Source organism: Bacillus gobiensis (assembly GCF_001278705.1).
In the GTDB taxonomy this organism is placed as follows: Bacteria; Bacillota; Bacilli; order Bacillales; family Bacillaceae; genus Bacillus; species Bacillus gobiensis.
Genome location: NZ_CP012600.1, coordinates 2892336 through 2915880 on the forward strand (window position 1 = coordinate 2892336; position 23545 = coordinate 2915880).

A 23545-nucleotide genomic window follows, 5' to 3' on the forward strand; every position below is an offset into this window, starting at 1 on the left:
AAATAGACCTAATAACTTAATGTTTAATTTTATAAGATAATTTGCGAACGATTCCATCATAATATAATATTATTTGTTAAATAAAACTACTATCACTATTAATAAATTCTTTACCTCTAATTGAACTATAATATTTATTATCATGTTTTCTTTGTTAACCCTGTCAAAACTTTTTTAAACATAATCTTATTATTCAATTAGATTTAATCAGATTTTTATAGTGATATTCAATATTATTTACTCTATTTTAATTTTAAATAGTGTACCTTAAATACTAATTCAAATTCAGAGTGAATTTCCCATATTCGAATCAAAATACTTGATCTGTAAAGTAATGACTTTATTATTTTAAAAACTTAGTTTAGTTGAGAAATCTTATCAGACTGTAATTTCTTTAAATCCTCATCCACCATCATCTCAACTAGTTGTTTAAAACCAACTTCTAACTCCCAACCTAATTTTTCTTTTGCTTTCGAACAGTCACCTAAAAGTAGATCCACTTCCGCTGGACGTACAAATTTCTCATCAATAACTACATATTCACTCCAATTTAGTCCAACATGATTGAAAGCAATTTCAACTAACTCTTGAACTGTATGTGTTTCTCCAGTAGAAATAACATAATCATCCGGGGTATCTTGTTGAAGCATTAACCACATTGCTTTAACATAATCACCAGCAAATCCCCAATCTCGCTGTGCATCCAAATTACCCATTCTAAGCTCATTTTGCAATCCTAATTTAATACGTGCTACGGCGTCTGTTACTTTACGAGTTACGAATTCTAAACCACGTCGTGGTGATTCATGGTTAAATAAAATGCCGGAACAAGCATACATATTAAAGCTTTCACGATAGTTAACAGTAATCCAATGGCCGTATACTTTTGCTACTCCATATGGGCTACGAGGATAAAAAGGTGTTGTTTCTTTCTGAGGTATTTCGAGCACTTTCCCAAACATTTCTGAGCTTGAAGCTTGATAAAAGCGAGCATCTGGTTTGATTATACGAACAGCTTCTAGCATGTTTGTTACACCATTTGCTGTAATTTGGGCTGTCGCAAGTGGCTGTGGCCAAGAAGTTGCTACGAATGATTGTGCTGCTAGGTTATAGACCTCATCTGGCTGCGAGATTTGAACAGCTGAGATTAAAGAAGCCAAATCTGTTAAGTCTCCATCAATCCAATCTAATTGATCTTTAATATGCTCAACGTTTTCATAGTTAGGTGTACTTGTTCGTCTTCTTAAGGCATACACCTTATATCCTTTTTCTAAAAGAAGTTCCGCTAAATAAGATCCATCCTGTCCAGTTACACCAGTAATCAACGCCGTTTTCATTAATATATCATCTCCATTATTTAGTATTTATTATTTAGTTGCTGTTAACTCATTCTCAAGGAACCATTGATAGGCTTTTTGAATACCTTCTTTTAAATTGGTTTGTGCTTTCCAACCAATATCGTTTAACCTTGTAACATCCACAAGCTTCCTAGGAGTTCCGTCAGGCTTGGATGTATCAAAGGTTAGTTTCCCATTAAATCCGACTACATTTTGAATAGTTTCAGCAAGGTCTTTAATGGCAATGTCTTCCCCTACCCCGATATTAATGATGTCATTTCCTGTATAGTTATCCATCAAGTAAACACACGCATCTGCTAAATCATCTGAATAAAGGAACTCTCTTTTAGGTGTACCTGTTCCCCAAATTTCTACAGAATCAGCATTTGTTTCTTTAGCTTCATGAAATTTACGAATTAATGCTGGAAGCACATGTGATGTATGTAAATCAAAGTTATCTTCCGGACCGTACAGGTTAGTTGGCATGACAGATATAAAATTAGTTCCATATTGACGATTATAAGATTGACACATTTTTATACCTGCTATTTTTGCTATCGCATAAGGCTCATTTGTAGGTTCTAATTCACCAGTAAGTAGGTACTCCTCTTTCAATGGCTGGGGAGCTAATTTGGGATAGATGCAAGTACTGCCGAGAAATAGTAGCTTTTCTACTCCGTTTCGATAAGCAGCATCGATTACATTGGTTTGTATGAGCAAATTATCTCTAATGAAGTCCGCAGGAAACTCGTTGTTAGCAACAATCCCACCAACTTTTGCAGCTGCAAGAAACACATAATCTGGTTTTTCTTTCTCAAAAAACTGATCTACTTTCTCTTTATCAATTAAGTTTAGTTCGTTACTCGTTTGAACAATTATATTTTCATAACCTTCTGTTTCTAATTTTCTCTTTATTGCAGAACCTACTAAACCTCTATGTCCAGCAACATAGATTTTCTTGTTTTTATCCAAAAGTCTCACCCTTTAATATGCATTTTTAGAACCTAATAATATAAATATTGTCTTTAGGATAATATAGGAATCAAATATCAATGATCTCTTCTTTATATATTCTAAATCCAATTCAACCATTTCTTTAAACCCTACACTATTTCTCGAGCTGGCTTGCCAAAGGCCTGTGCATCCTGGGACAACTAGTAATCGCTGTTTGTCATAATTTGTATATTCCTCAACTTCCCTTGGGAGAGGGGGCCTTGGTCCAACTAAGCTCATTTCTCCTTTTAGTACGTTAATTAACTGTGGCAGCTCGTCGATACTTGTTTTCCTTAGAAATTTTCCTACTTTCGTCACCCTTGGATCTTTTTTCATTTTGAACATTGCACCAGAAACCTCATTATGCTTTAAAAGTTCCGTTAATCTTTCTTCTGCATCGCTGACCATAGAACGAAACTTATACATTTTAAACGGCTTTTCATTTTTCCCAATTCGGACTTGCTTGAAAAATATTGGGCCTTTCGGATCCTCAAGCTTAATGAATATAGCGACTATAAAAAATATTAAACTTAATAAAATTATTCCTATAAGAGCACCTGTGATATCAATCATCTTTTTACCAAGTGAATAAGTAACACTTACGTGTATATCTGTTTTAGTTAATAGATGTGTAGATGATGTTTGAATTTTCTCGCCACCATCTGGAAATCCTGACATCCACCTCGCTCCTCTCTCCTACCTATAAACTTTTGAATCCTCTACCAGTTTATCCATTAAAACAAGCAAGTCTTTCCTAAGATCATCATGCTGTAAAGCAAACTCCAGTGTTGTTTTTATAAACCCAAATTTTTCTCCAACATCATGTCGTACCCCAGCAAAATCAAAAGCATATACTGACTGGGTTTCATTTAATTTTTGAATCGCATCGGTTAATTGTATTTCTCCCCCTGCACCTGACTCTTGTTTTTCTAAACACTCAAATATCTCAGGGGTTAAAAGGTATCGACCCATTATTGCTAAATTAGAAGGAGCAGTTCCTTTTTCAGGCTTTTCTACAAATCGAGTTACCTTGTATAAATCATTAATTTTTGTTTCTGGATCTATGATTCCATATCTGTAGGTTTGATTATCAGGTACAGTTTGTACTCCAATGATGGAAGATCCCGTATTCTCATATTCTGTAATCAATTGCTTTGTGCATGGGATTTCTGATTGAACAATATCATCACCTAGTAATACAGCGAACGGCTCATCTCCAATAAATTTTCGAGCGCACCATACAGCATGTCCTAACCCTTTTGGTTCTTTTTGGCGAATATAATAAAGATTGATTGCAGCAGATTGTCTTACTTTTTCTAAGATTTCATATTTTTCTTTTTCGATCAGGTTTTGCTCAAGCTCAAAATTGTAATCAAAGTGATCTTCAATCGCTCGTTTTCCTTTTCCTGTAACAATAATAATGTCTTCAATTCCTGATTCTATCGCCTCTTCGATAATGTATTGAATCGTTGGCTTATCAACTATGGGCAGCATTTCCTTTGGCATTGCTTTTGTTGCGGGTAAGAATCTCGTGCCTAAACCAGCTGCTGGAATAATTGCCTTTTTCACTTTTTTCATACATTATCTCTCCTTTTTGTCTTTATCTTTTTAACTTAGAGGATAAATATTATCTTCAAAGGTAAAGAGACAAATTAACCTAAGGACATATTAATTTATAATAATTGGGCATCTAACCCGTCCTCACACTCTGCTAATGACGACTCGCGTCTAAGGTGCAATGACCCACAGCAAAGCCGAGTGCCTCACTTGATAGGGGTTGGGAGGCATCACCCTAAGATGAACTTCAAAACGAATATTTAGTTCTTAATAAAGAACTCACAGTCGAGAAGAATCACTTTTTAAAACAATCCAAGTATTTTCTTCTTATTAACCTTCTTCGGGGGCTCTTTAATAATTGATTGATTTTTAAAAAGCAGCTCCGCATTCTCTGTAAAGAGATATACCATATCATTACCATATTTATCTTTTACTGATTTTAAAGATTTCTCAAAAAGGAAAGAACGATTTGTTAAGTTATGAGCATCCGATGCTAAAAAATGTGCAAGGGATGCATCGATAAGCTGATTTGAAAATTTCATTATTTTCTTACCGAAATGACCTGTTATACTGGCGGATGTTAATTGTGTACAAGCACCATTTTTAACTAATTTATATAATTGATCAGGATTCTCTATTATTTCTTTGTTGCGTTCAGGATGTGCAATAACAGGTGTTAGACCTGCTAATTGAAGATCAAACAATAATTTTTCAGCATAACGCGGGACATGATCAGATGGAAATTCTACCAACAAATATTTCGATTGATTGAGTCCTAACAATCGATCGTTTTGGAATTCATCAATTAACTCGCCATTTATTCGAAGCTCTTGTCCCGGAAAAATATTTAATGGAATATTCTCTTTTTTAATTTCTTCATTCAATGATGAAATAAGAGGTAATATCGACTCTTTTTCATTATTATATGTAACTGTTTTATGATGAGGAGTAGCGATGATCGTATGAATACCTTGAGAAACAGCTTCTTTTGCCATATTTATACTTTCATCCATTTCCTCCGGACCATCGTCCAATCCAGGTAATATATGGCAGTGGATATCTATCATGATCATGCCCCCCTTTCTTTATTTAATGTTCTACTTTCCGCCGTAATAATAATAGTACGAGCTTTGCTCTAGCTTTTTACCGTTTAATACTGCTCCTAGAAGCTTGCTCTTTGTAGAAGAAAGCACTTCTTTCGCCTTTACGGCTAACTCTTTTTCGGTTTTCCCGCTGGATACAACTAATAGAGACCCATCTGTATGATTTGCAAGAATCTGAGCATCAGTAACTGCCAGAACGGGAGGTGAGTCAAAAATAATGATGTCATATATTTTATAGGCGTCTTCCAAAAGTTTACCCATAGATTTCGAAGACAGCAGTTCAGCTGGATTTGGCGGTATAGGTCCGCTAGTTAAAATATCTAGATTGTCAACCATGCATTTTTGGACAATCGTCTTTAAAGACATTTGTTTAAGCAAAACAGTTGTTAAACCATCCGTATTATCAAGTTGGAATGTGTATTGTACAGTTGGTTTTCTTAGATCACTGTCAATTAAAAGCACACGTTTTCCTTGCTGAGCAAACACAACAGCTAAATTGGCCGCAGTTGTTGATTTTCCTTCCCCTGGTCCACTTGAAGTTATTAGAATGGAACGAACGTTTTTATCGACTGAAGAAAATTCTATATTTGTGCGTATGGTTCTATACTGCTCTGAGCTTGGAGATTTAGGCTCCATAATAGTTATCAAGCTGCGTGAATTCAATCTGAAATTTTTTCTGTGATTACGAGCCAAGAGATTCACCTCTTACATTACTTTCTAATTTCTTTTGCTTCTTTGTATTCATTTCCATCTCGCGGTTGATCTTAGAAATCGTTCCAAGCACTGGCAATTCAAGCATTTTTTCAATTTCTTCTTCTGACTTAATAGTGTTGTCTAAGTAATCTAATAAAAATGCTAGTCCTATACTCACCATTAGGCCGACAACAAATGCAATCGCTATATTAACTTTAATATTTGGACTAACAGGTGCAGCGCTTGGGTTTATTTCAGACCTGGATAAAATACTTACATTGTCTACATTCATAATATTCTTAATTTCTGTTTCAAAAACATTAGCTACCGTATTCGCAATATTTGTTGCTTTTGCTTGGTTGGGATCTTGAACAGAAATATTTACAACCTGAGATTGATTTTCACTTTCTATGGAAATCTGGCTGTTCATCTGTTCAACCGAGTCTTCAAGGTTCAACTCTTGCTTCACTTTTTGAAGAATAGCAGGGCTTTTAATAATGACATTATATGTATTAATTAGTTCTAAGTTTGTTTGAATTTCGTTGTAATTAAAAGCTTGCTCATCCGATTTCGATTGATTCACGAGAATTTGAGTCGATGCCTCATATGTAGGAGTCAGAACAAAAAAACTGACTGCTGCACTCGTCATTGTTGCAATCATTGTAATTATGATGATTAGCCACATTCTTTTTTTCAATATCGAGAATATTTCTTTTAAATTGATAGTTTCTTCCATCATGTCCTCCTTGGTGCTTTTGTACTTAATTAACTATGTCCAGAAACTATTTTTAGATAATATTTACTAGGCATTTATATTTATATATATTGATTATACATCTTTATATTCACTTGAAAAGACCTACTTCCCAATATTTTCATGACAAAAATCGACACAAATTGACAGGTGCCGATTTTTTCAAATTTTATGTAAGCGCTATAAGTTCCCTATTAACAACGTTATTCCCCCACCTAAAATTGTGGCAAAAATCGGCACTAACAGATAAAAAATTTTTTTCTTCCTCTCTTTCCTGTACTCGATTTCTTCAGGAGTTAAATATTCTCTATTTGCCATCCTTTTTTACTAAATCCCCTTTCTTGATTTTAGATTATTCATATCATTGTACTAGACTTTAATTTTACATGAATAGCAACTAAGTACCCTGAATTATTTAAATTTTCACTTGACCTTCTCTATCAATTATCGTAAGAGAAAATTGAGAATTTAATAGGTCTTTAGACCTAAAATGCTTCTATGCCACAATTTATCTGCATTGCGGTGCGTAATAAAACGACAAAAAAACCATCCCGCCCACTTAATAAAGTGGTACGGGATGGGGGAAAAACATCTTTCTTTATTGTTAGATCCAACCAGGAATAACACTTTTTCTTCATACAGAATGATGCTCAACACCTGCTTGATTGCCGTCTCCAAGCTCAAAACAGTTTCTTCCTTTAAAGATATTGACGGTATACTGCTTGATCTATAGGTTGCATAAAACCTGCATATGCTATCTTCTGACCAATACCATAGTATCCCGGTGCTTTATCTCCATCTAAAAAACCCGCTTTTCCCATATACTTTCTCCAATCAATATCACTTATTAAAATACAGTATTTCAAGTTTTGTTATTAATATGCTCCCATTCTGGTTATTACCAATATAAATGTATTAAAAATAATCCTTAAATCCAACTTAAAACCTTGATGATCAATATAATAAAACTCTAAATTTGCACGTTCCGGATACCCTACTTGACTTCTTCCACAAATTTGCCAATAACCTGTAACCCCTGGCTTAACAGCAAGGAAATCTTTTAAACGATGATTGTATTCTTTTAACTCTTCTTGGATTACCGGTCTAGGACCAACTAGACTCATTTCACCTTTTAAAACATTTATAAGTTGAGGCAATTCATCTAAGCTGCTTTTTCTTAAAAATCGTCCTATTTTTGTTATACGAGGATCTTCATCTGGTATTAGTTTGTAATTATTTTGTAAGTATTTATTGTAAAGATCTTTATTATTTTTTAATACTGCCTCCGCGTTTACAATCATTGAACGAAATTTAAACATTTTAAATATTCGACCATTTTTACCTACTCGATTTTGACAAAAAAAGACTGGTCCTTTGTTGTCACCAAATAAATACAGTAAACTTATTAATATGAACATTGGAGCAGTTACAACCAAACCTGCAAGAGCTCCTATAATATCGACTACTCTTTTAATTGCTAGATAAAGAAAACTTTGTTTTTGAGTGACATTGGGTGAATTGTTTGAATCAGTTGCTTCTACATTTACTAAAGGTTTATTTTTAGAAGCTGCGTTGTCCATATTACTCCACCTTTACGATTTTTTTCATCAGCTAGTAACATCACTTGTTTCATATAGAATATTTAAAATAACCATAATATCATCCTTCTTCTCACTTCAACTTGGCGTCTCTTTAATATTCGTTTTCCTTCGCTCAAAAACTGCGAATTCTCTGTGAAAAATTAAACATAATCCTGCCCAAATACTTTCTTAATCATATTTTAACCGCTTTCAAATTGACGGTTTGTTCGGTTATGTGTATCTGATGATAAATGAGCTGCCGGGAAAATTTTTTTATGTTTTTTCCAAAGTTCCCTGCATGACTGGAAGCTGTAACTTGAGACTCTACTCCTTTTTTTATTAGATTAAGCGATCGCTTCGGATTTAGCATGATTTTCCAGTTTATTTCCGTATGTGTGATAATGGGTATATATCTTTTTATCTGAATACTAAACAGAAGCTTTACAGCATATCTTGGGACGTGATCAAAGGGAATACTTATTATTGTAGTAATCCCTTGGCTGCATGCTTCTTTTGCCATCTCAATGCTTTCGGCAAAGGACTTGAAGCCGTCATCTAACAAACTCCTCCCTCTCCTTTTGATCTTATGATTACCGAAAAGAATCAGAAACTTCCTTGTTTCCGTGATAATTAGATTAAGAATTTTACTCCATTTTTGTACGGCTCTGATTAATTTGCTTTTTGAAGAGGTTAATGTTTCCTTTGCTTTTACGACCAGATCTTTATTCGTTTTGCCGCTTGGATCCATTGACTTGGTTCCCTAAAATTTGCGCATCTACTGCCGTTAAGACTGATGGTGTGTAAACATGACATAAGTCCATGTTTCCTTCCTCTATCACTCATGGGGAAGAAACCAGCAGGATAAGGCTGAATCGAACCGATTGTTCAGAAGATCGACAGTTTCTGCCACTGATTTCTGATCCATCCTTTTTCCCAAGACTTTTTATTTAATCGTACAAGACTTTACCTTTACATGAATAGTAGCTAATTACCTGAATTTTTTTAATTTTCTTAGATTTTATCTATCCTTTATCGTAATAGTTGATAGAGTATTGAATAGGTCTTTGGACTTGAAACATTGATATATCGAAATTTTCCGATATTTTTCACATTAGAAAACGACAAAAAAAACCATCCCGCCCACTTAATAAAAAAGTGGAACAGGATGGTTTCTTTCAAATACTCTTAATTCCAAACAGGAACAACACTTTTTCTTCCTACAGAGTGATACTCAACACCTGCTTGATAGCCGTCTTCTAGCTCGAAGCAGTTTCTGCCGTCAAAGATAAGAGGAGCCTTCATTAACTCTTTATACTTTGCCAGCGGGAATTCTTTGATTTCCTTCCAGTCAGTTAGAATCAGTACAGCGTCCGCATCTTTAATTGCGCTTTCGATGCTGTCTTTATATTCCACAGTGTCAGGAAGGATTCGTTTTGCATGCTCAGTTGCGATTGGATCGTAAGCGGTGATGTTGGCTTCTAACGCATCGAGTTGTTTGGCGATGATGATCGATGGCGCATCCCGCATGTCGTCTGTGTTCGGTTTAAATGCTAGGCCGAGCAGTGCGATTTTTTTGCCTTGGATTTTGCCCAGGCGGGTGATGACTTTTTGTACGAGTAATGCTTGCTGCTTGTTGTTCACTTGAATAACCGATTTAAGCAGCTCGAAGTTGTGAGCGACGTTTCCGGCAATTTGCACCAGCGCGCTTGTGTCTTTCGGGAAGCAGGAGCCGCCGTAGCCGATGCCGGCTTTTAGGAATTGGCTGCCGATTCGTTTGTCTTGTCCCATTCCGGTGGCGACGGCTTCGATGTCCGCGCCGACCTTCTCGCAAATGTTTGAGATTTCATTGATAAAGCTGATTTTTGTTGCAAGAAACGCGTTGGATGCATATTTGATCATTTCAGCACTTTTGATGTCCGTATGGTAGATCGGAATACCGAACGGTTGAAAGATGCTTTCCAGCTTGTCTGCCGATTGTTGATCGCCTGTTCCGATGACGATGCGGTCGCCGTGGAATGTATCCTGGATGGCTGAGCCTTCTCTTAAGAATTCAGGATTGGAGGCGACAGTGATTTTCACCGGACGGGCGAGATTTTTTTTCACCGTATCTAAGATATAGTCATTCGTGCCAACTGGAACCGTACTTTTCGTGACGACGATGACGTCGTTTTTCACGTTTTCGCCGATTTGTTCGGCTACTGCAGTTACGTATTTCAGTTCTGCCTGGCCGTCCTCTTTTTGCGGTGTGCCGACGGCGATGAAAATGACCTCTGCATCAGCAAAGCCAATTTCATAATCCGTTTCGAAGCGAAGTCTGTTTTTGGCGATGTTATTTGTCATGAGCTCGTTTAGGCCCGGTTCGAAAATCGGCGAGATGCCGTTTCTCATTTTATTGACTTTTTCTTCATCGATATCAATGCACGTCACGTGATGGCCAATTTCCGAAAGACTGACGCCAGTTACCAAGCCGACATATCCCGTTCCTACAATTGATATTTTCATATATTTTTCCGCTCCTTTTTATCCGGCTACGGTAGCCGCTTTAATGGATTCTAAAATGGCATCCCAATCGGTTTCTAGTCTGATGATATCTTCTTCAACAAGCTGTGAGCCGCGTTGTACTTCGATGATTTCCAATTCGCTGATCGCACGGATTGAATGCTTCGCGGATACTGGGATTTCCAAGACATCTCCCGGGTTCACCTGGAAAATTTGATCGTTTAAAATAAATTCGCCGTAACCTTTAATGACGGTCCATACCTCGCTGCGTTGATAGTGCTGCTGATAGCTTAAGTTTTTGCCTTGAGCGATGCCGATTCGTTTTGTCAGCGTTTCTGAGCCATCCTCGAATTTTGTATAATCGAGAACTTTGTACCAGCCCCAGCGGCGTTCTTCATACATCGGGCGCTGGTCAAATCCAGAGACAAGTTCTTTGATTTGCGGGCTCGCTTCCTTCTCAGCGACTAAAATCCCATCCGGTGAAGCGGCGACGACTAAATTGTTTGCGCCAAGCACAGTAACCGGAATGTCGAGCTCATTAATAAGGTGCGTGTTTTGTGTCTTGTCGCAGATGACGCCTTTGCCAAGCTGCTTCGTACTCATTTCTTCCGTTAACGTATTCCAAGTTCCAAGATCCTTCCAGTAGCCGTCGTAGGAAACGACTGAAATCTTCTCCGCTTTTTCAACAACCTCGTAGTCAAAGCTGATTTTCGGGAATGATTCGTATTGAGCGAGCAATTCGAAGTAATCGGTCGGATACCCTTTTTGCTCTAAAATTGATAGGACATAGCGAAGTCTGAAGGCAAACACGCCACAATTCCACAGCGCTCCTTTTTCAATTAGCTCTTCTGCGACATTCTCCTTCGGTTTTTCCGTAAATCGTTCAACAGAGGAGTACGCTGAATCACCGCTATTCGCTTCTGGAACGATATAGCCGTATTTTTCAGATGGATACGTCGGTGTGACACCGATTAAGGCCAAATCGGAGTTCGTTTCGCTTATGACTGTTTCGAGCTCTTTGACTTTATCAAAAAAGTTATTTTGTACATAGGGATCGACAGGAAGTACGGCAACAACTTCATCAGGGTTCACTCCGCCTTCACTGTATAGGAAGCTTGCTGCAAGCGCGATGGCCGGGAACGTATCGCGACGGCATGGCTCGATGATGAGACCTGCTTCATTTTCTAGCTGACTTTGGATCATATCTACCTGTGATTTACTTGTTGCAATGACGGTATTGTTGGACAGATTAACATTCTTTAATTGATTCCATACACGCTGAACCATGGACTCTGCGATGCCTTGTTCGTTTTCTAAAATTTTCAAGAACTGCTTTGAACGGGAATCGTTAGATAGTGGCCATAACCTTTTTCCTGAACCGCCTGAAAGAAGAATCAATTTCATATTGCTTGCCCTCCTATGATCTTTTGTTTTAAGAAATTGTCAAAATACGTAATATTGTTGTACGAGCTTGCGATCTTTTCGTCAAAGCTAATTGAGTTGCGGCCCACCTTTTTCATTAAAGCATCAGGTGTCATCCCTTCTTCCGTTATATTGATATAGTTATCCGCCTTGATCGATTGATAAAAGTACTCCATTTTCGGGCTGTAGCACATGGCGACTGTATTGATGCCGAAGTATTCGGAAGCGACACTGCCATGCAGCCTGCCGGAATAGTGGATCGTCGCGTGCTTGATCAGCTTGGTCATATACTCAAAATCTGTCGAATCATCATAAGCGTACGGAATGCTCTCTTCATCAAGCAGCTTCATCAGCATCTGACAGCTTTCGATGTCGTGTCTAGTATCCATTGGCGAAAGCACAACCTTCTGAATGATGTTGTTGTCCAAATCGTGCTTGGCACAAGCTACGACAGCTTTCATTGACGACTGTTCCCTTTCAGCAGGTACATACCTTTTCAGGTTCCGCCATGTGATTAACATATATGGTTCAGGATGAGCAGGCTGCTCCGTATCCTTTGCCACCGTTTCAAAAAACAGATACGACAAATCTTCTGCTAAATGGTACGTGTTTTTGTCAGAAATCGCTTTGGCGCGGGACAGCGATGTACTGTCTCTGAAGACGAGAAACGAGCTTGCGTTTAAAAGATATCTTGTCCTTTTCACTCGTTCCTGCTTCGTCAAGTTTCCGATGCCGACGCCGATATAGCCGATTTTCCCGCCGAATAGCTTGACCAGGGAAAAGAAAGAGTAATTTCCATCCCCGTCTTCATCGGTAAAGATCGTGCCTCCGCCCCACAGATTAAGCTCCGCTTTTGCGAAATTGCGCAGGGCCATCAGCTTCTTCACCTTGCCTAATCGGTAAAATTCAACGACTTCAATTCGCGGCTCGTCTTTATACATCTCTTTCAAATTCCCTTTGAATAAATCGACAAGCGTAATTTTGACGTCATTAGAAATTAGAAATTTTACGATCGTATCCATCATGATATTGTCGCCGTAGTTTGTTCCGTAATAACCCCATAATACGATTCTCATAGTTTCTCCTTTACCGGGCTAAATTTTATTTTTCGAAAAATACCTTTTACCATCCAGTTATTCAAAAACAAAAACAGGATTGGCGCGGCTATTACCGCAGCTATCTTTAGCGCAAAGACATTTGAATAATAGATCACAAGAAAACCTGCAAGCAGGATAAACAGGGAACCGAGCATCTTGAAATCGATCGTGATGGAGAAATATTTTCTTGTTTGATAGATTCTGAGCACCCACATGACGAAAAACGATGTCGCGTTTGATATGGCCGAGCCCATGATTCCGATTTGCGGAACGAGAATCAAGTTTAAGATCATGTTGCAGACCGAGCCGGCAATCGAGCTGTAAAAGGCACCCTTCGTCTCCTTGGCGCTTTGAAAACCCGTCCCGTAAAAGGAGGAAAACGCCGAAAACATCATCGCAATAAACAGCGGCGGCATATAGTAATAGGCTTCTTTAAAATCTCCGTCGATGAAATATGCGATTAAGAGAAAGCTGAAGGCGAGTAAACCAAACAAGCCGCTGAATTGAAACTTCATATACTTATCAAACATCTTCGAATAAAACGCATTCCGGTCCTTCGAGTTGTATTCCGTAATCGAAGTCTCCTGCCACGAGAGATAAAATATTTGGTTTATCACCATGATGATCGTGGCAAACCGGGTAGCGACGGCGTAAACCCCATTCGCTTCAAACCCGATAAAGTAATTCAGCACCAAGCGGTCGGATGCATTCATCACCCACCAGTTGATTAAATTAGGGATGAGCGGGAGCGAGTAAAGGGTTAACATTTTCGTCACATCGCCCGCAATTAGTTTGAACGTTATGAATCTTAAGACTTTCACCCGCATTTCGATGTACAGGACGATCGTGACCGATGTCGTGATGACCGAGATAAGGAGCGCCTCCACCTTTAAATGTAAAACGACAATTAAGACGATATTCATGGTAACGTTGGCAACTGTTGAGACGATCCCCGCAATCGCAAACTCGAGGTTTCGCTTCAGCCCCCGGGCAATTTGCAAATAAACGGTTGATAGCACCAGTGCTAATAAATAGCCTTCAATCAAAAAGAAATAGTCAATTTTGACAAAGAAATTCACACAAGCAAAGCCTAAGCTGAAGATGAGGACATTCCTAAAGACAACGAGAAGTCCGTTCGTGATGACCCGTGCTTGATCTTCCTCATTCTTAGCATCTAATAAATACCGGTAGATTCCTTCACTCATTTGAAAGGAAACGAGCGGAAGGAGCAGGCTGACAATCGTGACGATCAGGTCAAACTGGCCGTACTCGCTGACGCTTAGATAATAGGTATAGACAGGAAGCATGATAAAGACGAGCAGCTTGGACGAGAAATTGCCGATCGTATAAATCAGGATATTCTTCATAAAGTTCTTTTCTCTGCTCATGATTTAACCGTTTTCCCTTCTTTTTCACGCGCAACGAGCGGAAAGGTTGATTCATAGGCTTGTATCGTTTGTTCGGCAATGTTTTCCCAGCTTAACTCTTTGATCTGCTTCGCCCGTTCCTTTTCATACTCTTGCTTGTCCAGCTTCGTAATGTCACGCATGGCGTCTCTTAAGCCTGCAGAATCACCTTTATCGAAATAAGCGGCGCATCCTTCCGGAATATATTCCTTCAGCGTCTCCACATTAGGAATCACTAATGGGACGTGATGGGAAAGCGCCAGGATGGCTGATCCGGAATTGGTGATCACTTTATAAGGAAGCACCATCGCGTCAAGCGCATTTAAATAGTCATGGAGCTCATCATCCGGTATGAATTCGAGCTTCAAGATGATCCGGTCGTCATTAATTGAGTCGAATATCTCTTTGTTGAAGCTTTTCGATACCTTACCGCAAATCAAGAGCTTTAAGTGATCCCCTTCGATTTTTTGAAATTGTTCGATCAGGTCTTCGACTCCCTTATACGGAGAAATAGCGCCGATAAAACCGTAGACAAAATCGGTTTCCTTAATATTCAGCTGCTTTCGGACATCGATTTGCTTTGACGGATATTCGCCGATGTAATGCCCGTGCTTGATCACGTCAATTTTGCCAGTATCCACGTTGAATTGCCGGCTGATTTCACCCGACAGCCCTTGGTTCATGATGATGATTTTGTTCATGAACGAGCAAACGAGCGATCGGTACCATTTTTGGAATCGCGTTTTTTTCACGTTATGCGGCCACACATTATGCATCGTCCAGACGATTTTCGCCCGCTTTAGCTTGAAGTAGCTCAGAATCCCCATAAAGGTAACGGATTTAATCGCGGTACTGATTGGCGAATTCCCACTGTACAGATGGGAAGGCCAGTGAAAATGGACGATATCGCCCTTGGACACCTTGATGATCGTTTTCTTATTTAACGCAATGACGTCGGCACCTTTTTGCTCCAACGAGTTAGATAATAAATGGTTGTAACTGTTGCCGGGATTTTCTTTAGGTTCCATAAATACACGCATGGTTAGCCGGCCTCCATTCAGTAAAACTAGTTTGCGTTTCTAATCTTGTTCTGTGTTTGGTAGAACTCATTCGTTTTTTCCGTGACAAAGCTTTTTAACTCGTTTCGGAACGTTTCCGGCGAAAACCGCATCGCATGCTCTCTGCAGAAGACCGGATTGATTAAATGGCCGTGTTCTTCAAAGCGTTTGACGGCCGCGATAATTGATTCCTCATCCTGCCGCTCGAAAAACACTCCAGTCGGTTTCGTGCTTGTGTCAATCGATTTAACTGTCTCCAACGATCCGCCTTTTCCGAAAGCGATGACCGGTGTTCCGCACGCCTGAGCTTCAACAGGCGTAATCCCGAAATCCTCTTCTGCGGCGAAGACGAATCCTTTTGCCCGCTGCATATGATCCACCAGGACTTCGTATGGCTGGTAGCCGAGCAGCTGAACGTTGTCTCCCGCTTTCGCGTGGATTTTTTTGAAGTCTGGCCCGTCGCCAATGACAATCAGCTTTTTGTCTTTCATTTTTGAAAACGCCGAGACGATCAGGTCGATTTTTTTATAAGGTACCATCCGCGATGCGGTTACGTAGAAATCGTCCTTTTCTTTTTTCATCTGGAAGCGGTGGACGTCTACCGGCGGATAGATCGTTGTTGATTGTCTGCGGTAGACCTTTTCAATCCGTTTCCCGATAAAATCGGAGTTCGATAAAAAGTGATTTACACCATTTGCCGTCCGGTAATCCCAGTTACGGATATTAAATAACAGGTACCTGGCTAGCAAGCTTTTCGGCCCCTTCGTTAAATTGCTTTCCTTTAAATACTGGGCTTGAAGATCCCATGCGTAGCGGATCGGGGAATGGACGTACGAAATATGCAGCTGGTCCGGTCCCGTTATGACTCCTTTGGCTACAGCATAAGAGCTTGAAAGGATCAGATCATATTGCGAAAGATCAAACTGCTCGATCGCAAACGGCATAAGCGGCAGGTAGTTGCGGTATTTCTTTTTAGAAAACGGCAAATTTTGGATAAAGGTGGTGTTTACTTTTTTATTTTGCAAAAACGCGCGATCCTTATCTTCCAAATGATCAACCGTGGAAAACACATCCGCTTCCGGATAGATCTTCAGAATCTCTTCCAATACTTTTTCCGCGCCGGCATATGTCGTTAACCAGTCATGGATAATAGCTACCTTCATCTCAACACCACTTCCTCTATGATCTTAATTGTGCTTTTAGCCGCATCCTTCCACTTGAATTTTTCAGCATGGGCGATGCCTTTTTTCACAAGCTCAGCCCTAAGCTTGTCATCATTGATCAGCGTCAGCATTTGCTGCTTTAAGTCTTCCTTGTTTAACGGGTCAAAATAAAGCGAAGCGTCTCCGCTGACTTCAGGAATCGAAGCCGCATTCGAAACGATCGTCGGACAGCCCATCGCCATCGCTTCAATCGGCGGAAGTCCGAATCCTTCATACAATGATGGGAAAATAAGCGCTTCTGCCGACTTCACATACGACATGAGTTCTTCGTCGCTGACTCTGCCTGTGAAAATGATATTCTCGTTATCGATTCGCGAGCTCGTTTCTTGATCTCCATTAATGAAGCCTTCCTTTTTTCCTACGATTACAAGCTTGTAATCTGGAAGCTTCAATTCTGTAAAAGCGGCAAGCAATACTTGAAGATTTTTGTGGGGCTTAACGTTTCCGACATAGATGAAATACTTAAAGCCTTTCGCTTCAAATGTTTCGTACTGTCTCCATACATCGGATACCCCGTTGTAGATCACTTCGACATTTTGCTTGATCTTCGCCTGCTCCAGCAGTCTGTCCTTCGAAAAGTTTGAGATCGTAATGACTTTTTTCGCTTTCTTCCTGATTCGCGTAAAAAAGATTTTTGCGTATGCTTTTTCCGCTTTGGATAACGTACCGAGCGGATCGTCCAAGTGATAAACATCATGGACGGTTACGATCAAGTCCCCATTGTAAAAGTAAGGAATGTTGTAATGAGGGGACCAAAACACCGTATTTTTGCTGTATTTTTTCTTCAAGAAATACAGCTGCTCGGAGATCGAGTAGATGCCTTTATCGACGGCTTCCAGCTTGATATCCGTGCCTTTTGCACTGTACTTCTGAATGGTCTCTTTGTCTTCCGAATTATAAAGTAGCGTAATTCGAACGTTGTCTTGCTTCTTGAACCTTTCAAACATGTAAGGCAAAATGTTTTTTAAATAGGTTCCGATTCCGGATGCGTTAATCATTCTTGCATCAACAATTAGCTCACGCACGGGTCATTGCCCCCTTTGTCATTTCATTCATTTTATCCCGCATTAACGGGCAGTAAGACCTCCGCCTCAGGGTTCCGAGAGTCGAAGGAAATAGGTGGGGGGTTAACTGCCCGTAAAAGCCCGATTGGTTCATCTAACAATCAGTGGGGGATATAAAGTACGAAGGCTAATTACGCAATGTCCTGTTGCAAATCCTTCACTAGCATATCCTATGCGTCGACCCCCCCACTGATTGAAGATTCACTTTAAGCTTCTCTATGAAAATCCCTTTCATTTTGGGGCAATTGATAAGAAATTCCTTCGCAAAAGTTAAGTATTTTTTCAGCATTGCTTTTCCACGAATAAGGCTCGGATAGCTTTGCTGTTTTAATTTTTTCCTTCGTAGAAAGATCAATTTTGTCAATAAGTGCGGGTATTTCCCTGAAATCCTCGTACATATGAACAAAGCTTAAATTCCTTCTCTTAATCTCATCCGTCTTCCTTACGACCACATGTAAGCCCGCCGCTCCAAATTCGTACAGCTTCATCGGGCTTCTCCCGTTATTCGACGGATGGTCGCTTAACGGTAATATGGCAAGGTCTGCATTGTGCAGGTAAGACGGAATTTCTGAATAATCCTTGGCCCCAAGATAAGAAATCCGATCATTTCTGTAGATCTTCTTCTTGAAGCGGTCATTGATCGGTCCGATGACCGTCAGCTTGATATTTTCCATCGTGTCGACGATATACCTGATTGCTTCGAAATCAAAGCGTTCGTCCAGCGCCCCGACATACACGATATGAATCAGTGAGTCGGTTCGCTCCTTCACGTTTTTCGGGTGATAGAGAAAGTGGTCATACTCGACGCCGTTTTCGATCAAGGCAAAGGGCTTGTCCGGAATTTTGTTGATTTCCTTCGCTTTTTCCAGGACCGGCATCGACGTTGCGACAATGCCGTCCGCCCGCTCGACTAGTAACGCCTCCGCTTTGCCGATATGCTGATCGCCTGTCATGTACTCATTTAAATCGGTCGGCCGGAAGATGAGCAGCTTCGGCTTAATGATTTCTTCAATGCCAATGAGCGATGGCTGGTCGATAAAGAGAATATCGATATCGCGGATGTTGTTTTTTCTGATCGTTTTTTTCACACCGCCAAGGGATAAGTTTCTGCCGTCTTTTGCGAATTGCTTCGTCGATAATTGCCAAGGAACCATCGACCAAACGAGGATGTCTCGCAGGTGGTTATTCACCTTGACCGTTTTTTCTCCAAGGAAGTATCGTTTAAAGCGTGTTTTGTTCTCCGTTTCTCTGATTTTCAATAAGTGAAACGGGCTGATGGGAGTGCTGATATGATAGACGTCATTTCCCTGCTTGCTCAATTCCTTCGCAAGATGATGGGAGCCTACAACAAATGGGCCTCCCATATACGTATGGCTGGCAAATAAGATATTTAATTTTCTTGCCATATTGAATCCCCCTACCGCGAGTCAAAAATTTTAGGCTGCGTTTTTTGATCCGACTAACAAGAAAACCGTTTTAAAAACAATTTTCATATCATTCCAAAGTGACCGGGTCCGGATATAGTGAAGATCAAGCTCGACCATTTCTTCAAAGCCGATGCTTGAGCGGCCGGACACCTGCCAGAGCCCTGTACAGCCCGGAGTCACAAGCAAACGCTGCTTGTCGTACTGGGTATATTCATTGACTTCTCTCGGAAGCGGCGGCCTTGGACCGACAAGGCTCATTTCGCCTTTTAATACATTGATGAGCTGCGGCAGTTCGTCAATGCTCGTTTTGCGAATGATCCGTCCGATCTTCGTGATCCGCGGATCCTTTTTCATTTTAAACATCGCTCCTGAAACCTCATTGTGCTTCAAGAGGTCAGCGAGCAGCTCTTCAGCGTTGCTGACCATTGAACGAAATTTATAGATTTTGAACGGTGCCTCATTTTTGCCGACGCGAATTTGTGTGAAAAAGACAGGTCCCTTCGGATCTTCTAATTTGATCAATAGGGCAACGATCAAAAATAACGGGCTAAGAAAAATGAGTCCAAACAGCGCGCCCGTGAAATCGATCGTCCGTTTTCCAACTCGATAGATTGAGCTAGTCTGTATATCATCATGTGTCAAGCTAATGGCAGCAGATGCATCTCTTCTTTGGGTACCTGGATTCGCAAAATCAGACAATGTCTTTTCCCCCTTATTAAATTTGAATTTTCGACTGATTGACCAGGTTTTCCATAAGGGATAGTAATTCGTCTTTCATATCCTCTTTCTGGAGCGCAAATTCAATGGTGGTTTTAATAAATCCAAATTTTTCACCGACATCGTGACGGGTTCCAGCAAAATCGTACGCGTATACGGCTTGCTCTTCGTTCAGCTTTTGAATTGCATCGGTTAATTGGATCTCTCCGCCTGCGCCTTTTTCCTGCTTATCTAAATACGTGAAAATTTCCGGAGTCAGCAGATATCTTCCCATGATCGCCAGGTTCGATGGAGCAGTTCCTTTTTCAGGCTTTTCAACAAACTTTGTAACCTTGTAAAGATCTTTATCCTTGGATTCCGGATCGATAATTCCATAGCGGTATGTTTGTTCTTCAGGAACAGTTTGAACACCGATAACGGATGAGCCGGTTTTTTCGTATTCATTGATGAGTTGCTTTGTGCAAGGTGTCTCTGCTTGAACAATATCGTCGCCAAGAAGCACAGCAAATGGCTCTTCTCCGATGAATTTACGTGCGCACCAAACGGCGTGCCCTAATCCCTTCGGTTCCTTTTGGCGGATATAGTGAAGATTGATTTCAGATGAATGGCGTACTTTTTCTAACAGCTCAAATTTTTTCTTTTCGATTAAGCTTTGCTCAAGCTCAAAGTTGTAATCGAAATGATCTTCGATCGCACGCTTACCTTTTCCTGTTACGATGATGATGTCTTCAATTCCTGACTCAATGGCTTCTTCAATGATGTACTGAATCGTCGGCTTATCGACAATGGGAAGCATTTCCTTTGGCATCGCTTTCGTAGCGGGTAAGAATCTTGTACCAAGACCTGCAGCGGGAATAATTGCTTTTTTTACTTTTTTCATGAATTATCTCTCCCTTTTCACGTTTTTTCGTCTATTTAACTCAGAGGATAATAAATATCTTCCCAGGTAAAAAGACAAAAGATAGTGTTATCCTAGAAATCCATTGTCTATTTACTCTCGGAATCGCTGTAATCGGGCATCGAACCCGCCCTCACATTCTGCCTCTGACGACCAGCGTCTAAGGTGCAAGGCTTCACACCCACAGCACAACCGAGTACCTCACTTGATAAGGGTTATGAGATATCACCCAAAATCATGTTATAACGTACGTTCTGTTGATTTGTTTGTATGTATCGTTCTGAATAAAGAACATCCAGATTAACAAGCACTTTATTTCAAACCTTTCGCGAGACATATTCTTTTTATGGGGCTTTTTTGTCTTACGCCTCTTTTTTTCGTTGTGAGGCACCAAAACGAACAGCTTGTCTAATAGTGAGCATCTGCCTGCGCCCGAGATTTGCTTCTTGTTGCAGGGAGCAAATCTCGAACGCCTGCTGTTGATTTATTTTGCCTCGTTATAATAATTGACCGAGTCTGTCTTCATTCGTTTACCGTTTAGCACGATTCCGAGGAACCTTCTTTTCGAAGAAGAAAGCAGCTCTTTCGCTTTTTGTGCGCGGTCTTTTTTCGTTTTTTTGCTTGATACCACAAGAATTGAGCCATCGGTTTTCTTAGCAAGAATCTGTGCATCGGTTACCGACAGGATCCCTGGAGAATCAAAGATGACGATGTCATACTTCATATAAGCTTCTGCCAGTAATTCCTCCATCATGCTCGAGGACAAGAGCTCGGCAGGATTCGACGTTCTCTTTCCGCTTGTTACGACAGTCAAATTAGGTACACTGCACCCTTGAATGACTTGTTCCAATAACTGCTGCTTCCGCAATACCTCAGTCAGTCCGGCTGAGTTGTTCAAGCTGAAGATATTATGCATAGACGGCTTTCTCAGATTGGCGTCAATTAGTAGAACTCGTTTTCCTTGCTGGGCATATACGACGGCAAGATTGGCTGCAGTCATAGATTTCCCTTCTTCATGACTTGCGGAAGTGACTAGAATTGAACGGATCTTTTGCTCCTCTGCCGCATAGTCGATATTTGTCCGAATCGCTCGGAACTGCTCCGAGCTCGGTGACGATGGCTTCAAAAGCGTAATTAAGGTTTGGTTGTTCAAAGGTACTGGATTACGAGCCAATATTCTCACCCCTTACTTGATGCTCATATTGAATTTTTCCGTCTTTAAGCTCTCTGTCAATCATTGAAATAGTTCCCAGAACCGGAGCGCCTAGCTTCTCTTCAATTTCTTCCTCAGATTTAAACGTGTTTTCCATATATTCAAGGATAAAAGCAAGTGCCAAGCTGGCCATTAAGCCAACGAAAAACGCGAGTGCAATAATCATCTGGGTATTTGAGCCGCTTGACGTCGCAGTTTCTGCTTCAGACAAGATATTGACGTTGTCAACCTTCATAATATCTTGAATATCCTCTTGGAATACTCCAGCAACCGAATTGGCAATGTCTACTGCTTTTTGTTGATCCTCATCCGTGACAGTAATTTCAACGACCTGTGATCCTTTTTCACTTGCGGCTGATATTTTGCCTTCGAGATCAGTAGTAGATTCCTGTAAATTTAATTCATCTTTGACTTTCTGTAAAATCGGCTTGCTCTTGATGATAACATTGTATGTACTGATCAACTCAATGTTGGTTTGAATTTCATTATTGTAAACTTCTTCTTCTTCTGCATTTGTCCTATTAATGAGAATTTGTGTCGAAGCCTGATAGGATGGTTTTGCTGTCAAATTACTGTAAACAGCAGCCGCCACCGTTAAGATTAATGTAATGGCAATAATTAAAGCTAATCTCTTTTTGATTGTGTAAAAAAGTTCCTTTAAGCTAATAGTTTCTTCCATGATATCCTCCCTTGACGCATGTTTTCTAGTAATTCATCTTGCAGTATTTGGGAAATATTTTGTTTTGAATGGAAAATGTTTATCACACAACCGATTATACATTGTTATCTCGTTTCTTAAAGACTCAGATTATCCTATTTTAGGTCCCAGCTTGCGACTAGATACGACTCTTCTTTTATTTTCGAAAATCTTGAAAGCGCTACACCATCTTTCATACTAGCATTCTTTCATTCAAGTAAGCCTTTGCAGAATAAGGGGCTGGAGCTGAAATTTAAGTCTTTATACTTACCCGTTTTTCATATATTGTCAGATTTCATTCGAGTCTGAGATTTTGATTTTTAGTTATAATTACCTTCCTTTATGGATAAAAAAGGATCTTTGGTTACAAATTTCACTTATTCAGCGTATTGTAAGCGTTTTTATTTTAAGATTGTTAACATTGTAACAATAGTCAGAATTTTCTGTAATATTACGGTTAGGTCTTTAATCTCTGACAGTCCCATTTGAACTAAACCAATAGCCTACTCCTCTGAGGACCTTAGACTTAAGCAATATAACGAACGTCGGAATACAGTCCAAAAAATCAGCTGCCAGGCATGATTCTTTTAGTAGGGGCAGGCTGAATCACCGACAGAATTTTACGAGAATTGATAGTGAATAAATGTTTTTTTCTAGAAGGAGGCTGGGCAATTTTTCAAGAATGAAGTATTTTGTCGACTTTCTACAATATAAATATCTTCAGAAGTTTTATGAATCGACAAGCTTCCTTATCCTTTAACAGACAGGAGCTTCTATTATCATTTTTTTCATTTTTTTATCAATGCT

22 protein-coding genes are annotated in these 23545 nt (G+C 39.8%); all 22 read right to left on the reverse strand.

The features are described 5' to 3' along the window. Positions 1–356: 356 nt before the first annotated feature. The 22 genes from gmd to AM592_RS14580 all read right to left on the reverse strand — a co-directional run bounded on the left by gmd (position 357) and on the right by AM592_RS14580 (position 22720). Positions 357–1337 carry a GDP-mannose 4,6-dehydratase gene (gmd, locus tag AM592_RS14480; protein WP_053604449.1) on the reverse strand — a complete coding sequence of 327 codons (981 nt, stop codon included), beginning with the start codon at positions 1335–1337 and terminating at the stop codon, positions 357–359. Between the two features lie 30 nt (positions 1338–1367). Continuing rightward, the gene (gene fcl, locus AM592_RS14485) at positions 1368–2309 is read right to left on the reverse strand and encodes a GDP-L-fucose synthase (protein ID WP_053604450.1); all 942 of its coding nucleotides are present in this window, start codon (positions 2307–2309) and stop codon (positions 1368–1370) included. Between the two features lie 12 nt (positions 2310–2321). Continuing rightward, positions 2322–3008, reverse strand: coding sequence for a sugar transferase (locus AM592_RS14490; RefSeq protein ID WP_053604451.1), 687 nt, complete (start codon positions 3006–3008; stop codon positions 2322–2324). 18 nt (positions 3009–3026) lie between these two features. Then, positions 3027–3908, reverse strand: coding sequence for a UTP--glucose-1-phosphate uridylyltransferase GalU (galU, locus tag AM592_RS14495; RefSeq protein WP_053604452.1), 882 nt, complete (start codon positions 3906–3908; stop codon positions 3027–3029). Between the two features lie 281 nt (positions 3909–4189). Continuing rightward, complete coding sequence (locus AM592_RS14500) at positions 4190–4954, reverse strand: tyrosine-protein phosphatase (protein ID WP_053604453.1); 765 nt, start codon at positions 4952–4954, stop codon at positions 4190–4192. A 30-nt stretch (positions 4955–4984) separates the two neighbouring features. Then, positions 4985–5683, reverse strand: coding sequence for a CpsD/CapB family tyrosine-protein kinase (locus AM592_RS14505; protein ID WP_376773376.1), 699 nt, complete (start codon positions 5681–5683; stop codon positions 4985–4987). After that, complete coding sequence (locus AM592_RS14510; protein ID WP_053604454.1) at positions 5673–6419, reverse strand: YveK family protein; 747 nt, start codon at positions 6417–6419, stop codon at positions 5673–5675. Before AM592_RS14510 ends, AM592_RS14505 begins: the two co-directional genes overlap by 11 nt. Before the next feature lie 716 nt (positions 6420–7135). Further along, positions 7136–7258: a hypothetical protein gene (locus AM592_RS25015; protein WP_264080134.1), complete on the reverse strand. Its 123-nt coding sequence runs from the start codon at positions 7256–7258 to the stop codon at positions 7136–7138. A gap of 54 nt (positions 7259–7312) precedes the next feature. After that, positions 7313–8017 carry a sugar transferase gene (locus tag AM592_RS14515; protein ID WP_053604455.1) on the reverse strand — a complete coding sequence of 235 codons (705 nt, stop codon included), beginning with the start codon at positions 8015–8017 and terminating at the stop codon, positions 7313–7315. Between the two features lie 193 nt (positions 8018–8210). Beyond that, positions 8211–8765: a CpsB/CapC family capsule biosynthesis tyrosine phosphatase gene (locus AM592_RS14520; protein WP_053604456.1), complete on the reverse strand. Its 555-nt coding sequence runs from the start codon at positions 8763–8765 to the stop codon at positions 8211–8213. Positions 8766–9202: 437 nt separating this feature from the next. After that, positions 9203–10519 (reverse strand): UDP-glucose dehydrogenase family protein, encoded by a 1317-nt coding sequence (locus AM592_RS14525; protein WP_053604457.1) that lies wholly within the window; start codon positions 10517–10519, stop codon positions 9203–9205. 18 nt (positions 10520–10537) lie between these two features. Beyond that, positions 10538–11920, reverse strand: a complete 1383-nt coding sequence (locus AM592_RS14530) for a sugar phosphate nucleotidyltransferase (protein ID WP_053604458.1) — start codon at positions 11918–11920, stop codon at positions 10538–10540. Next, positions 11917–13014, reverse strand: a complete 1098-nt coding sequence (locus AM592_RS14535; protein WP_053604459.1) for a polysaccharide pyruvyl transferase family protein — start codon at positions 13012–13014, stop codon at positions 11917–11919. Before AM592_RS14535 ends, AM592_RS14530 begins: the two co-directional genes overlap by 4 nt. Continuing rightward, positions 13011–14423, reverse strand: coding sequence for a lipopolysaccharide biosynthesis protein (locus AM592_RS14540; protein ID WP_053604460.1), 1413 nt, complete (start codon positions 14421–14423; stop codon positions 13011–13013). Before AM592_RS14540 ends, AM592_RS14535 begins: the two co-directional genes overlap by 4 nt. Next, a complete protein-coding gene (locus AM592_RS14545; RefSeq protein WP_053604461.1) occupies positions 14420–15481 on the reverse strand; it encodes a glycosyltransferase family 4 protein in 1062 nt (353 codons plus the stop codon). The genes AM592_RS14540 and AM592_RS14545 overlap by 4 nt, the downstream gene beginning before the upstream one ends. 26 nt (positions 15482–15507) lie before the next feature. Continuing rightward, positions 15508–16662 (reverse strand): glycosyltransferase family 4 protein, encoded by a 1155-nt coding sequence (locus tag AM592_RS14550; protein WP_053604462.1) that lies wholly within the window; start codon positions 16660–16662, stop codon positions 15508–15510. Continuing rightward, complete coding sequence (locus AM592_RS14555) at positions 16659–17747, reverse strand: glycosyltransferase family 4 protein (RefSeq protein WP_053604463.1); 1089 nt, start codon at positions 17745–17747, stop codon at positions 16659–16661. The genes AM592_RS14550 and AM592_RS14555 overlap by 4 nt, the downstream gene beginning before the upstream one ends. Positions 17748–17992: 245 nt before the next feature. Beyond that, positions 17993–19192, reverse strand: coding sequence for a glycosyltransferase (locus AM592_RS14560; protein WP_053604464.1), 1200 nt, complete (start codon positions 19190–19192; stop codon positions 17993–17995). A 30-nt stretch (positions 19193–19222) separates the two neighbouring features. After that, positions 19223–19861 carry a sugar transferase gene (locus AM592_RS14565; protein WP_053606124.1) on the reverse strand — a complete coding sequence of 213 codons (639 nt, stop codon included), beginning with the start codon at positions 19859–19861 and terminating at the stop codon, positions 19223–19225. A gap of 67 nt (positions 19862–19928) precedes the next feature. Continuing rightward, a complete protein-coding gene (galU, locus tag AM592_RS14570) occupies positions 19929–20810 on the reverse strand; it encodes a UTP--glucose-1-phosphate uridylyltransferase GalU (protein ID WP_053604465.1) in 882 nt (293 codons plus the stop codon). Positions 20811–21312: 502 nt separating this feature from the next. Then, positions 21313–22011, reverse strand: coding sequence for a CpsD/CapB family tyrosine-protein kinase (locus tag AM592_RS14575; protein ID WP_312883799.1), 699 nt, complete (start codon positions 22009–22011; stop codon positions 21313–21315). Continuing rightward, a complete protein-coding gene (locus AM592_RS14580) occupies positions 21992–22720 on the reverse strand; it encodes a YveK family protein (RefSeq protein WP_053604467.1) in 729 nt (242 codons plus the stop codon). Before AM592_RS14580 ends, AM592_RS14575 begins: the two co-directional genes overlap by 20 nt. Positions 22721–23545: the final 825 nt, after the last annotated feature.

Bases quoted from the DNA above. Each gene is read 5' to 3' on its own strand.
- AM592_RS14560 (WP_053604464.1), bottom strand. From the start codon at position 19,192: ATGGCAAGAAAATTAAATATCTTATTTGCCAGCCATACGTATATGGGA.
- galU (WP_053604465.1), bottom strand. From the start codon at position 20,810: ATGAAAAAAGTAAAAAAAGCAATTATTCCCGCTGCAGGTCTTGGTACA.
- AM592_RS14515 (WP_053604455.1), bottom strand. From the start codon at position 8,017: ATGGACAACGCAGCTTCTAAAAATAAACCTTTAGTAAATGTAGAAGCA.
- AM592_RS14500 (WP_053604453.1), bottom strand. From the start codon at position 4,954: ATGATAGATATCCACTGCCATATATTACCTGGATTGGACGATGGTCCG.
- AM592_RS14510 (WP_053604454.1), bottom strand. From the start codon at position 6,419: ATGGAAGAAACTATCAATTTAAAAGAAATATTCTCGATATTGAAAAAA.
- AM592_RS14545 (WP_053604461.1), bottom strand. From the start codon at position 15,481: ATGCGTGTATTTATGGAACCTAAAGAAAATCCCGGCAACAGTTACAAC.
- AM592_RS25015 (WP_264080134.1), bottom strand. From the start codon at position 7,258: ATGGGAAAAGCGGGTTTTTTAGATGGAGATAAAGCACCGGGATACTAT.
- AM592_RS14530 (WP_053604458.1), bottom strand. From the start codon at position 11,920: ATGAAATTGATTCTTCTTTCAGGCGGTTCAGGAAAAAGGTTATGGCCA.
- AM592_RS14540 (WP_053604460.1), bottom strand. From the start codon at position 14,423: ATGAGCAGAGAAAAGAACTTTATGAAGAATATCCTGATTTATACGATC.
- AM592_RS14525 (WP_053604457.1), bottom strand. From the start codon at position 10,519: ATGAAAATATCAATTGTAGGAACGGGATATGTCGGCTTGGTAACTGGC.
- AM592_RS14535 (WP_053604459.1), bottom strand. From the start codon at position 13,014: ATGAGAATCGTATTATGGGGTTATTACGGAACAAACTACGGCGACAAT.
- AM592_RS14580 (WP_053604467.1), bottom strand. From the start codon at position 22,720: ATGGAAGAAACTATTAGCTTAAAGGAACTTTTTTACACAATCAAAAAG.
- gmd (WP_053604449.1), bottom strand. From the start codon at position 1,337: ATGAAAACGGCGTTGATTACTGGTGTAACTGGACAGGATGGATCTTAT.
- AM592_RS14490 (WP_053604451.1), bottom strand. From the start codon at position 3,008: ATGTCAGGATTTCCAGATGGTGGCGAGAAAATTCAAACATCATCTACA.
- AM592_RS14520 (WP_053604456.1), bottom strand. From the start codon at position 8,765: ATGGATCCAAGCGGCAAAACGAATAAAGATCTGGTCGTAAAAGCAAAG.
- galU (WP_053604452.1), bottom strand. From the start codon at position 3,908: ATGAAAAAAGTGAAAAAGGCAATTATTCCAGCAGCTGGTTTAGGCACG.
- AM592_RS14550 (WP_053604462.1), bottom strand. From the start codon at position 16,662: ATGAAGGTAGCTATTATCCATGACTGGTTAACGACATATGCCGGCGCG.